The sequence below is a fragment of the Psychrobacter sp. JCM 18903 genome (assembly GCF_000586475.1).
Classification (GTDB): Bacteria; Pseudomonadota; Gammaproteobacteria; order Pseudomonadales; family Moraxellaceae; genus Psychrobacter.
Map to the genome: position 1 here is coordinate 15,872 of NZ_BAWJ01000018.1, position 13,578 is coordinate 29,449.

Annotated in this window: 9 protein-coding genes and 1 pseudogene; 4 read left to right on the plus strand and 6 right to left on the minus strand. The window is 41.6% G+C overall.

The window, feature by feature from the left end; genetic code table 11:
• Window positions 1–416 precede the first annotated feature (416 nt).
• From TT12_RS11995 to TT12_RS12015, 6 genes are all read right to left on the minus strand, one after another.
• Window positions 417–2,555, minus strand: a complete 2,139-nt coding sequence (locus tag TT12_RS11995; RefSeq protein WP_045455176.1) for a transferrin-binding protein-like solute binding protein — start codon at window positions 2,553–2,555, stop codon at window positions 417–419.
• A 190-nt stretch (window positions 2,556–2,745) separates the two neighbouring features.
• Window positions 2,746–3,834 (minus strand): outer membrane protein transport protein, encoded by a 1,089-nt coding sequence (locus TT12_RS12000; protein ID WP_306304348.1) that lies wholly within the window; start codon window positions 3,832–3,834, stop codon window positions 2,746–2,748.
• Window positions 3,819–4,133: a hypothetical protein gene (locus TT12_RS18905; RefSeq protein ID WP_306304349.1), complete on the minus strand. Its 315-nt coding sequence runs from the start codon at window positions 4,131–4,133 to the stop codon at window positions 3,819–3,821. Before TT12_RS18905 ends, TT12_RS12000 begins: the two co-directional genes overlap by 16 nt.
• A 530-nt stretch (window positions 4,134–4,663) precedes the next feature.
• Window positions 4,664–6,043, minus strand: coding sequence for a hypothetical protein (locus tag TT12_RS12005; RefSeq protein ID WP_502685185.1), 1,380 nt, complete (start codon window positions 6,041–6,043; stop codon window positions 4,664–4,666).
• Window positions 6,044–6,449: 406 nt separating this feature from the next.
• A complete protein-coding gene (locus TT12_RS12010) occupies window positions 6,450–7,844 on the minus strand; it encodes an outer membrane protein transport protein (RefSeq protein WP_045455179.1) in 1,395 nt (464 codons plus the stop codon).
• Between the two features lie 206 nt (window positions 7,845–8,050).
• Window positions 8,051–8,323 carry a SlyX family protein gene (locus TT12_RS12015; protein WP_045455183.1) on the minus strand — a complete coding sequence of 91 codons (273 nt, stop codon included), beginning with the start codon at window positions 8,321–8,323 and terminating at the stop codon, window positions 8,051–8,053.
• Window positions 8,324–8,564: 241 nt separating this feature from the next.
• On the opposite strand from TT12_RS12015, the pseudogene TT12_RS12020 reads away from it, so the two are divergent.
• From TT12_RS12020 to TT12_RS12035, 4 genes and pseudogenes are all read left to right on the plus strand, one after another.
• Window positions 8,565–10,506: pseudogene (locus TT12_RS12020) on the plus strand (ATP-binding cassette domain-containing protein).
• A 454-nt stretch (window positions 10,507–10,960) separates the two neighbouring features.
• Window positions 10,961–11,545: a ubiquinol-cytochrome c reductase iron-sulfur subunit gene (gene petA, locus TT12_RS12025; protein ID WP_045446807.1), complete on the plus strand. Its 585-nt coding sequence runs from the start codon at window positions 10,961–10,963 to the stop codon at window positions 11,543–11,545.
• Between the two features lie 22 nt (window positions 11,546–11,567).
• Window positions 11,568–12,788: a cytochrome b gene (locus tag TT12_RS12030; protein ID WP_207804072.1), complete on the plus strand. Its 1,221-nt coding sequence runs from the start codon at window positions 11,568–11,570 to the stop codon at window positions 12,786–12,788.
• On the plus strand, window positions 12,772–13,488 hold the full coding sequence (locus tag TT12_RS12035; protein WP_045455189.1) for a cytochrome c1: 717 nt from the start codon (window positions 12,772–12,774) through the stop codon (window positions 13,486–13,488). Before TT12_RS12030 ends, TT12_RS12035 begins: the two co-directional genes overlap by 17 nt.
• The last annotated feature ends 90 nt before the right edge of the window (window positions 13,489–13,578 follow it).

Here is a 13,578-nt window from a genome sequence, read left to right on the forward strand (position 1 = left end):
TTTAAGTAAAACCCTAAAAAACCACACTTAATCTTTAATAAAATCATCATTTTAACTATAAATAGCACTAAAAATTTATTTCATCTTAAAAAGGTTGATACCAGCGACAGATAGCGCTAATTTGTTAAAATAGATAAAAATAGAATATCAGCCAATAAATACATTAAAAAGTTATATTGATTATTAAAAACAACTACTTCAAAAATAATATCCTTAAATTTTATTATTATTATTTATATAATATAACTAAAATCTGACTATATAGACAAACATTAGTTAATCAATAAAATTCTTATCATTTTAGAAGAACCCTCTGCTCATCTTCACAGTCACAATATCAGGTATATAGATTCAGACATAAAAAAAAGCACCCTAAGGTACTTTTTTTATGTCTGAATTAAGAATTTATATGATCTTTATTTGGAATTAGGCTGCTTCTCAGCACCAAAAGTACCTTGGAAAGTAGTACCTTCACCTGGCTGAGCACCTTTACCCCCTTGAGTTAGAGCCTCTTGATAAACGCCACCTAAGAAGTTAGCATCCTCACCGTAGAAACCACCTGCTGTATCGATACCATTCTTATTACCAGCGAAAGTATTTCCTGTAATATCTGCATTGATATCAATCTTGTTACCAGTAGGCATGTAACTATAATCACCTGCTGCAAAAGACAGCGTACCTGCAACTTTACCACCAACAAAGTCTACGTCAAATGCTGAAGTACCATCAACTACTGGTCCACCACGAACACCATCTTTTAGATGTAGATTTTCCATGTAGGTAGCAACACCGCCATAAGCCACCATACCGTCATTGATATTATTATCGATATTGTATTGTGCTAAGTCTTTCATGTACTGCATGTCGTCAAGATTGGTACCGTTACCCTGTACGTAAACAGTAGAAACACGAGCTAGGTCACCTAAACCAAATAGGTCAGTTCTAGGATCACCATAAACATGACCGATCTGCATTTGCGAATCAAAGTTCTTATAAACAGATGAGTAATTGAGGTCTAATGCTACAGGACCTTGAACTTTAGTAGACTCAGTATGCAACTTAAATCCATTACCGTAATCTGTGTCTGCGTCTCCACTTATATTGATTAAAACTTGCTCTTTCACAGAGTCAGGTTTGGTCATGTCAGCACGAGCTATGAATTTATCATAACCAGTGAAATTATTTCCAGCACGATTATCTACTGTCACCTTAGAACCGTCTACATCTACCGTTTCTTTAAAGTCAGACTTGTCATCACGTATTTCTGCATAACCAATGGCGTCAGCTGTAAAGTTACCTTTTTTACTACTTAACGTATTGCTTTGGAAGCCAGTAAACTCAGTATCCACTTTAGCATCTGGATTAATAGGCGTTGGAGTTGGAGTTGGCGTTGGAGTTGGCGTTGGAGTTGGAGTTGGAGTTGGCGTTGGCGTTGGCGTTGGCGTTGGAGTTGGAGTCGGAGTCGGCGTTGGAGTCGGCGTTGGAGTCGGCGTTGGAGTCGGAGTCGGAGTCGGAGTCGGCGTTGGAGTCGGCGTTACAACCTTATCTTTTTCTGCCCCATATGTACCTTGAGCACCGTTACCTTCGTAAACACCGCCTAGGTATTGGGCATCACCACCGAAAAAACCACCTTCGGTCTTATAACCGTTATTAGCTGCTGCTGTGCCTGAGAACTCATTGCCTGTGATATCAGCGGATAAACCAATGTTTTTATCACTAAAAGTGAGAGCGCCTTTGACGTTCTTAGCAACAAAGTCTGCGGTGAATGCTGAGGTGCCATATTCAATAGCTTTGTCTAGACCAAGCTCACGATAAGTTGCGTCTCCAGTGTAGTTGACCGTACCATCCATTGGCATGTTTTCAGCTGTGGTCGCATTGCCTGTGACGATAACGCCATTTACGGGTAATGTTGAACCTAAAGCAACGACTTCTGCTTTACCATCGATATGACCGATGCGCAGGTCATCGCCAAAGTCTTTATACGTTGAGGTATAGTCTAACGGTAGCGTTTGACCAAGAGCAGCAACAACTATATCGGTACTGTCTTTATGAGCTTTAAAACCATTTTGAAGCTCGGTGTCATTTGAGCCTGATGTGTTAATAGCAACTTTCGGTAGTAAACCAGGTTGGTCTGGTGTGGCTGGATTTTGTGAAGCAATATCTGCTCTTGCATCGACAGTAGAGCCATCTTCATTAATGGTGAAGTCTCGGGTAGTTGTGTTAAATACACCGAGTGAGCCTGCGTTGATATTTAGTGACTGAACGCCAGTTCTTGTGTCTTCAGGCGTTGGCGTTGGCGTTGGTGTTGGTGTTGGTGTTGGTGTTGGTGTTGGTGTTGGTGTTGGTGTTGGCGTTGGTGTTGGTGTTGGCGTTGGAGTCGGTGTGATTACTGGGCTACTACCATCAAAAATATCATTTAAGGTATATGAATCGCTTCCACTGCTTCCGCATGCGGACAAGATGACAGAAGTTAGTATGACAACACTGGCTTTTAAGGGGGTTTTTAGTTTCTTGGCTGTAGGTACAGCTGATATTGAATGACGGTTAGGTGACATTCTTCTTCCTCCATGGATGATTGATAGATATTCCTTTATCCACACATTGCTACATCAGTGTTTGAGCAATGTATATAGATAACCAAACTTAGCGTACAAAATAATTGTTTTTTACAGGACTTACCTAACCTATTGGTTAAGTAAGTTTTTCTAGTCTTTATCGTTTAAGCCATAATAGTTTGGTGCTAAATTACTGGCTCTGATAAGAGAGTTTTACACCAGCGATGTAGCCATCGTTATCTTGAAACTTGCTAACGATACTACCGTTAGGTAGCTGTCCTGTGGCATCGCCAAATTTTAAATATTTTCCGCCCACTGAAACTGCCCATTCAGGTGTCACGTTGTACTTAACACCACCACCAAGACTGTAATATCCATCAATAGTACCAAGTGAGCTTATAGGGTCACCTGCACCAGAGTCATAACCAACGACCACTGAGCCAGCCAGCTTCTCATTAAAACGTTTAGCTAAGCCAACATCCACTTTCCATTGGTCTTTATCATAAGATAGTAGAGGTAGTCCCTCTGGAACAGCTGCTTTTGAATAGGCATTGTAAAGTGGCGGCACAATAGAAAAATCACTCCACGGCACCCAACGTACATCTAAAGTACCTAATAACTGATACTTTTGACTTAATCCAGTTTCAATATTTAAATTGACAGATTCTGGCGTAGTGACAGTAGCATCAGTCGTAGCATACTCACCAATCGATTTTCCAAGATCAGAATTTGGATCAATTCCAAGCTTATCTAGTACTACGCCTTTTAGAGGTGACCCTAATAGTGGCACTCTTTCACCTATTGGTGTCTCATGCTCGATTTCAGAGCGATACGTTAGTGCGGCCTTTAATGCAATCTCAGGTTTACTATAAGCAAGACCAGCTGCCCAACCATAAGCAGTATCGTTATTTACATTCGCATCATAGCCAGTCAATGGTCCATACGCCTGACCACGCAAGTGTACTTCCGCTTCCGCTTTTTGCAATACTGGACCACCATATACTTGGAAGCCATTAGATTTAAAACCAACCAAGCCTGTCCATGTCTCGGTATGGACGCGAACATTAGTATTTTTATCGTAGTCAGGATCTAGTACTGAAGGATTGATAACTTCATTTGGCACTGAAATACCTGAAGATGAGTCCGCTATGGTATCTTTTCCTGCTTGAGATACAAAAGTGCTATTTCCAGTATATTCTACTTCTGCACCCCAAGGTTCATCATAAAACACACCGATACTAACGTTGTCATTGATATCCGTTTTTACACCGTAGCGCATAAAAGAATAGGTATCACCAGTAATATTACCAGTAGCGCACCTTTCTCATATGAAGCTTCATCTGACGTTATGCCATTTCGTATTTCTGTAGTGGGAGAGGTACGAATAGCACCTGCATTATCGTTACCAGAAACATCACTATCAATATAAGCGTAATCAATTTCGGCATAAGTGCCAGAGTTAAAAAAGCCCTTAATATCTTGACCTGAACGATCAAGACCAGCCGCCTGCGTCAACGATGCAGCCGATAAGGTAATAAGAGCGAGAGTGAGTTTAGAGATAGGGAACTGATGAGACACTTAGATATCCTCCATGAATAAAATAACTGGCAAGTAGCTTAGTTGCTATATAACGACTAGTCACTAAAGCTTATGCTGAGCAATCCTTTGCCAAACGACTTTTATACTTAACGATTGAATGTAACTATCGCTTACACGATTACACTTTCGTTGTTATCAGACATTACTACTATGTAAGATAACGTAACTGATTTCAGTATCATAATTAAAGTTCAGCACTATAGCAACACCCTTTTTAATTTTTTGTGAAGATAGATTTATGTTAACTAATTTATTATAAAAATTATAATGATTTGGACTATGTAAACCATTATTTTTTATGATCAGTCATTAAAAGAACTTGCGTTTAGTTCTCGAAATCTATATAAAGCATTGATTAACAGTAGTATTTTTTGATAAAAAACAAAATTAAAAAAAAGCAGCCTCAAAGGGCTGCTCTTTTTCAATCGTACTGAATACAATTTTATTAAAACAAGTGTTCACTTAATATGCAATATTTTCTCACTATTTAACATCTTGATAGGACAATTTCACACCAAATATGTATCCATCATTATCCTGAAAATCACCAACAATCTTACCACTTGGCAACACACCTTGGCATCGCCGAACCATAAGTATTTGCCACCCGCTGATACTGCCCAGTTTTCTGTCACGTTATACTTTGCACCCAAACCAGCGCTGTAATAACCTTCGATAGGACCTAACGAAGTGACAGGGTTGCCAGCACCACTATCCCAACCAACGGTACCACTAATTGCAAGTGCTGGTGCAACACGTTTGGCAAGACCAAGCTCAACTTGCCATTGATCCTCTTCGTACTCAACCAAGTTCAAACCATCAGGTCCATAAGATCTTTTACTAACTTCATTATATAATGGTGGCGTAATCTTAAAGTCACCCCAAGGTACCCAGCGCACTTTTGCAGTTGCTAACGTTGTAGGGTTAATACCCGTTTGAAAATCAAAGTTTACGGATTTAGGAGTAGTAATTTCCATATTACTGGTACGATTGGCTGCAGCTGGATCACCAGCTAAAGCACCTGCAATCGGGTAGTTTTCAGCAATCTTCATGTTGTGGTCGATTTCAGAGCGATAGGTCAGCGCTGCTTTTAAGGCAATTTCAGGTTTGCTATAGGCAATACCAGCTATATAACCATAGTCCATATCAGGGCTGTTACGTGAGGTATAGCCAGTAGCAGGACCATAAGCCAAACCTCGTAATTTCACTTCAGACTCAATACGCTGAGCAACTGGACCACCGTATACTTGAAACTCTTTATTGGCACCAAATTTTGCCCCAAGAATAGCTGTCAGGCTGTTACTACGTACTTCAACATTAGTACCTTCCCCTGCATTAGCTGCTTCAGCATTTGCGATACCTACTGCTCCACGCAAACCATCTAACTGCGCTTGCTGTTCATCTGTCAAGACTCCAGCCGTTTCTCCTGGCGTGAGCGCACCTATTCCAGCCAAAGCTGCGGCATAAGTGGGAGCTTGATTGTTAGTAATGGCAGCGACAGAAGCATCAAGATCGCCTTTCGACACAAAATTGTTGTCGCCAGTATATTGCGCTGCTGCGCCAAAGGGCTCATCATATAAGATACCAACACTAAAGGTTTCATTGATATCTGTTTTTACACCATAACGAAAAAAGTCATAATACTCAGCGATATCGCCAGTCTTATCACCTCTAACATAGGTATTGTTGCTAGGAACGTTATTGGCACTATCATAACCACTAACGTCAGCATCGATATAGGTGTAAACAGCTTCAGCATAGGTGCCATCTTGGAGGAAGGCTGTGACATCTTGACCTGAACGATCAAGACCTGCAGCATTGGTCATAGTGGCTACAGAAATAGTAGCAATAGCTACGGCAAGAGTTTTTAAGTGAAAAGTAGCGCGCATTGTTTATCTCCAAACATCCCAGTTGTTTAACCATTTACATAAACTATAAGCGACATTAATAATCGCAAGATTGCTTTACATAAAAGGTGTCCTGCTTTCGATAGTAATGACTTTTCAATCGTAAAACAATATTTAAAAGAAATTATTTTATCTTTTATAACGTTATCGTTTTATCTTATTAGCAATTATCTAAACAATTGTTTTACTATAAGCCGAGGCATAAATACTTATATACAATAATTAAACTCTAGTTCATTAATTTTAGCCTCTGAGAATGCCCAATATATTCAATAAAAAACTCTCTAAGTCGAAATTGCTTTATTTTAAGCAAAAAAAAGCGACCCAATCAGGATCGCTTTTTATTATCTAGGCTATGGATTTATAAGTTAGCAAATTACAACTTATATTAGTTTGCTTGGTAAGAAAGCTTCACGCCAAGTGCAAAACCATCGTTGTCTTCAAAGTTACTAACCACGGCTTTAGTCGGAATTTGGCCTTTAGCATCACCGAACCATAGATATTTACCACCAGCTGATACTGCCCAGTTTTCAGTCACATTGTACTTGGCACCCAAACCAGCACTGTAGTAGCCTTCGATAGGACCTAGCGAGGTTACAGGGTTACCAGCACCACTATCCCAACCGACAGTACCTGTCACTGCTAATGCTGGCGTCATGCGCTTAGCGAGACCCAGCTCAACTTGCCATTGATCTTCATCGTAACTAACTAATGCCAAGCCTTCATCATCTTTTGTCGATACTTTACTGACATCATTATATAGTGACGGTACGATAGCAAAATCACTCCAAGGCACCCAACGGACTTTAGCAGTAGCTAGCATGGTAGGATTGATACCCGTCTGGAAATCAAAGTTGACTGATTCTGGCGTATTGATTTCAATATCAGAATGTCTGGTAGTCGGCAACGCTAGACCAGCGGTAGCACCTGCAGCTGTAGCAATTGGAAAAGTCTCAAAAGCTTTTGCATTGTGCTTGATTTCAGAGCGATACGTCAAAGCAGCTTTAAGTGCAATTTCAGGCTTGCTATAAGCCATACCAGCGATCCAGCCATAGTCTTGGTCATTGCTGATGTGAGTGGTATAACCCTTGGCTGAACTGTATGCATCACCGCGCAATTTTACATCTGCCTTTACGCGCTGAGCCACTGGACCACCATAAGCTTGAAACTCTTTGTTAGCACCAAATTTAGCACCAAGAATACCAGTAATACTCTCAGTACGTACTTCTACTTGCGTTGCTTCACCCGCCACTGCTGCAAGACCTTTAGCAGCTTCCAAGCCAATAAGCTGACCTTGAGCGGCTTGTAACTGCTCAGCAGTTAAACCACCTGGATTACCTGGAGCAAGCGCCCCTTGCAATTGTGGTATTAATACGTTATCGACATAAGCTTCGGTAATATTAGGGTTTTTTGTAAAGTCTTGAATGATAGCGTCACGATCACTGTCGGTAACGAAATCGTTTTGACCGTTATAATCAGCGGCGGCACCAAAAGGCTCATCATATAAAATACCGATGCTAAACGTGTCGTTAATATCTGCTTTTACACCATAACGGAAAAAATCATAAGACTCTGCGATATCATTGAGCTTATTGCCTGACAAGTCTTTACCACTCACATCGGCATCGATATAAGTATAAACAGATTCGGCGTAGGTGCCATCTTGTAAGAATGCAGTGATATCTTGACCTGAACGATCAAGACCAGCAGCACTAGCAACGCTAGCAATAGAAAGAGCAGCGACAGCTACTGTGAGAGTTTTCAAATGAAAATTTGCGCGCATTATGTATCTCCAAACGTCCGCATTGTTTTACTACTTTACTTAATTTTAATAAGCAAGCAGCATCCGAGGTGGAGGATAGTAATGATTTTCGAACATTAAAACAACTGCAAAAACACATTATTTCCTGATTATGACTGAACAGTATCTGTATCTCACAATGCGGATATAATAGTTATAAATTTTCAACCATTTAGTTTTTGCAGATATTAATAATGAGGGGGTCTTTCTGCCATTACATCAAAAGGTGCAATGCCGCCTTCAGGATCCTGACTTTCCACTTGTTTATAGATCAGCTGCAACTGTCGTTGTAATGTCTGAATATCTTTATCTTGCCGCGCAATCACCTCATCGAGTCGCTCTACTGTCATCTCTAGATGCGCCATACTCATCTGTAAATCAATGACTTGTTGCGTTTGTAGGTCAGCATGCACAGCTAAAGCTTCGTTCTGAGCTTTATCTTGAGGATTAAATTGATTCATGTTTTTCTCTGAATTATCATAAACATAAGACTGGTAGGATTCATTAATAAAATGGCTCGATGACCGATAAAAAGTAGCAATTAGACGACGATGCTCTTTATAAAATAGCAGCCGTTAATAAAAGCCATAAATAGTGCGGATAAAATCATTTACGCTCACTACAGTCACGTGATGGCATGTTATACTGCTCGCAATTTTGCAGCAACCCCTACCTCACTATTATATAAGCTTAAGATATTCTATGGCTCTGATACATTTAAAAGATATCCACCTTGCTTTTGGCGTCGCTCCTGTTCTTGATGGCATTGATTTTGCTATTGAAGCAGGTGAACGTGTCTGTTTAATTGGCCGTAATGGCGAAGGCAAATCCACCTTATTTAAGCTAATTAACGGCACCTTACAACCTGATAGCGGCGAAGTCATTATCAATAGCAGCGTGCGCGTGGCGATGCTAGAACAAGACGTTCCCGAGACAAGCGGACGTATCCTAGACATTGTTATGGGTGGTAGCAGCCGCACGGCTGAGCTGCTTATCAACTACAATGCCCAAACAGACTTATGCGCCAATGGCGACATGGATGCTTGTGAGCGTATGGCCGATTTGCAGCATGATATCGATGCAGTACACGGTTGGGATTTAGAGCGCGAAGCCACCCGCCTTATCAAAACCATGGGTCTGGATCCAGATGATGATTTATCTTCATTATCAGGTGGTCGTAAGCGCCGTGTACTACTAGCACGCTCATTGGTCACCAAACCTGATGTACTGCTGCTTGATGAACCAACCAACCATTTAGACGTTGATAGTATTGAATGGCTAGAGCGCTTTTTATTGGATTGGCAAGGTCTAACATTGTTGTTTGTCACCCATGATAGAGCATTCGTCAATAAACTATCGACTCGCATCATTGAGCTAGATCGTGGTCAATTAACCAGCTATGACGTTACTCAAGGCGAAGGTGGCTATGCACGCTATCAAGAGCTCAAAGAGCTACAGTTACTCGCTGAAGAAAAAAATAACGCCAACTTTGATAAAAAACTGGCACAAGAAGAAGTTGGATTCGCCAAGGTATCAAAGCCCGTCGTACCCGTAATGAAGGCCGTGTCCGCGAGCTAAAAGCACTGCGTGAAGAACGTAGTGATCGCCGTGAGCAAGTGGGTAATGTGAACATTACGATGGGTCAAGGCGAGAAAAGCGGTAAACTTGTCTGTAAAGTTAAAAACTTACATCTTGAGTATGATGGCAACGTATTGGTTGATGACTTTACCACCACTATCATGCGCGGCGATAAAATCGGTATTGTCGGACCCAACGGTGCGGGCAAAACCACACTGATTAAAGCCCTACTCGATATGTCTGATGATGAAGTCACCAAAACTGGTAGTGTTGAATTAGGCACTAACTTAAAAATTGCCTTCTTTGACCAGTTGCGCGATCAGTTAGACCTTGAAGCCAGTGTGGCGCAAAACGTCTCTGAAGGCTCAGACTTCGTAGAAGTGGGCGGTCGCAAGACGCACATCATGAGCTATCTACAAGATTTCTTATTTGCCCCAGAGCGCGCGCGTACCCCTGTCAAAGCACTATCAGGTGGTGAGCGTAACCGCGTACTACTTGCCAAGCAGCTATTAAAGCCTGCCAACATTCTGGTACTCGATGAGCCAACCAACGACTTGGATATGGCGACACTTGAGCTACTAGAAGAGTCAGTCGCCAGCTTTGGCGGTACGATTTTGCTAATCAGCCATGACCGCTCATTTATGGACAATGTCGTTACTTCTACTTGGGTATTTGACCAAGATGAAGACGGCAAAGGTATCGTCAAAGAGTATGTCGGTGGTTATCAAGAGTATTTGGTACAAAAAAACCGTGAGCAAGCCGCACACGCGCTAGAGCACCAGCCAATAATGCAAATACTGCCAGTAAAGTTACCAATAAGACAACCGCAGCAAAACCTAACAAAGCTGCCAAAAAGCTCAACTTCAATGAACAGCGTGAACTGGACAATTTACCAAAAGAAATCGCTGCATTAGAAGCTGAACAAGCCCAATTGCAAGAGAAATTAGCAGATGGCTCATGGTTCACCACTGACGTTAATGCAGCGACTGCTGCCAGTGAGCGCCTACTGACGATTGAAGATGAGATGATGAGTAAGCTTGAGCGTTGGAGTGAGCTTGAGAGCTAACGTTAGCGAATAAAGCCATGTTTTATAAAACATAAAAAGTAATAAAATAATCACCGTTTTGTTCTTATAAAGCGGTGATTATTGGTTTACGACTACTTACATAGTAGTTAGGTACTGAAAGTTAGTGAACATTACCTTAATTTCGAGTATCATTCGCTATTGCAAAATATCCTTATTAATTATAAGGTCATCACGCTTATAATCCTTGCCAAAAAATCTATGTGAGACATTGATAATGCAGCTATTTTGCATCAATTCTCCTATTCAACCTTAGAGTATGTTCTATCAAGGTTGCTTTATTTTTAACGCAATAATTTATTTTATCACCGAAATAGCTTAGAATAGCAACAATTAGCAAAATTAGGCACAGCCAAAGTGGCTTGATATTGTACATTTTCTAAGCCACAAACCCAGTGTGGGATAATCCCATTTCATTCACCTGGAGGAAGTATTAATGAGCCAAGCCGAAGGCGTTAACGTACAACGCCGTAGAGTTCTTATTGCCTCGACTGCCGCGATTGGTGCAGCTGGGGTAGCTGCTGTGGCAACACCTTTTGTCCGTTCTTGGTACCCAAGCGCTAAAGCTGAGGCTGCAGGGGCTGCAGTGACCCAAGATATTGGTTCTATCGAAGCAGGACAGATGATCGTTGTCAAATATCGCGGTAAACCCATTTTTGTGGTCAAACGCACAGAAGACATGCTAGCGACTTTAGCGTCAGTAAAACCTTTACTGTCTGACCCTGAATCTGATGCATCATTACAACCTGAATACTGTAAAAATCCAGAACGCTCTATCTCGCCAGAAGTATTGGTAGTAGAAGGCGTCTGTACACATTTAGGTTGTGCACCAAACTACCGTCCTGATGTTGGCGCGGCTGACTTGGGTGGTAATGATTGGTATGGCGGATTTTTCTGCCCATGCCACGGGTCTAAATATGACTTGGCGGGTCGCGTTTATAGTGGCGTTCCTGCACCGCTTAACTTACCTGTCCCAGATTACAACATGGATGGTACCATCTTGACGATTGGGGAGGCTTAATATGAGCATGGGTAAAAAGTTAATGCATTGGGTGGACGCACGCTTTCCAGCGACCGAAACCTATGAATACCATATGTCAAAGTACTATGCACCAAAAAACTTTAACTTTTGGTACTTTTTTGGCGTGTTATCAATGGTGGTATTGGTTAACCAATTGGTAACAGGTATTTGGCTAACCATGATGTACAACCCAAGTGCCGAAGGGGCATTTGCGTCTGTTGAATACATCATGCGCGATGTCAAAGGTGGTTGGCTCATCCGTTATATGCACTCAACTGGCGCATCTGCGTTCTTTGTGGTCGTCTATCTGCATATGTTCAGAGCACTGCTATATGGTTCATACCAGAAACCACGTGAGCTTATTTGGCTCATCGGTATGGGTATTTACTTAGCATTGATGGCAGAAGGTTTCTTCGGTTACCTACTTCCTTGGGGCAACATGTCATTTTGGGGTGCACAGGTTATCTTGAACCTTCCTGCTGCTCTACCTGTGATTGGTGATGGGCTTGCAGAATGGGTACGTGGTGATTATATTATCTCAGGTATCACCCTAAACCGCTTCTTTGCTCTACATGTGGTTGCTATCCCGCTCGTACTTGTGGGCTTAGTATTCATGCATATTGTAGCGCTACACCATGTGGGTTCGAACAACCCTGATGGTATTGATATCAAGAAGCTAAAAGATAAAAATGGTGTGCCGTTAGATGGTATTGAATTCCATCCGTACTACACAGTGCATGATATGATTGGTATCGTGGTCTTCTTTATCTTGTTCTTTGCAGTGGTATTCTTCTTCCCAGAAGGCGGCGGATTCTTCCTTGAGCCACCAAATTTTGAGACAGCGAATTCATTGAAAACACCAGCACACATTGCACCAGTATGGTATTACACGCCATTCTATGCCATTTTACGTGCGGTTCCTGACAAGTTGGGTGGTGTGATTGCGATGGGTGGTGCGATTGCCGTACTATTCTTGATACCATGGCTAGACAGATCGCCTGTACGCTCTATACGTTATAAAGGCATTTTATCTAAAATTGCTTTAACCGTGTTTGCGATTAGTTTCTTAGTTTTGGGTTACTTAGGCGCGACGCCAACGACACCAACAGCAACATTGATGGCTCGTATCTTCACTGTCTTGTATTTCTTGTTTTTCTTACTGATGCCAATTTATACCTCTATTGAGAAGTGTAAACAGCCACCAGAACGCGTTACCGGAGGCACTGATGAACACGCTAATTAAATCCCTAGCGGGTCTAGGCTTAGGCGCGGCATTAACCTTGACGGCTGGTTCTGCACTGGCAGCTGGTGGCGGTGGATGTGGTACATTCACCAATGCTGAAGGTGTTGAAGAACACTTAGCTTGTAGTACTGCTCCTATTGATTTTACCAATAAGGGCTCACTACAAAACGGTGCGAAAATCTTTATGAACTACTGTGCTGGTTGTCACTCTGCACAGTATGTTCGTCACTCGCGCATTGCTAAAGATTTAGAGATACCACCTGAGTTGGTCGAAAAGTATTTGATGGTCACCACCGATCAAATCGGTGATCATATCAATGCTGAAATTGATCCTGAAGTACAAGCATCATGGTTTGGCGCAGCACCACCAGACTTATCACTTGAGACCAGACTACGTGGCGATGACTGGGTATATACTTACCTGTTATCGTTTTATGAAGACCCAAGCCGTCCTTGGGGTGCCAATAACTTAGTACTTGCCAATGCGGCGATGCCTCATGTCTTGCATAATATGCAAGAAGAGCTGAGTGCTGAAGAGTTTGAATCTGAAGTGGGTGATTTGGTTAACTTTATGGCGTGGATGGCAGAGCCTAACCGTCATGACCGTCAAGTGATTGGCTTCTTTGTGATTTTATTCTTATTAGTATTACTCATTCCAGTTTACTTATTGAACAAAGAATTCTGGAAAGATGTAAAATAATTAAGTATTAAAAAATATATTTTTATCGAAAAAAAGGCACTACTCTGGTAGTGCTTTTTTTTGTCTCTTAAAAGACCATAAAACACTGAA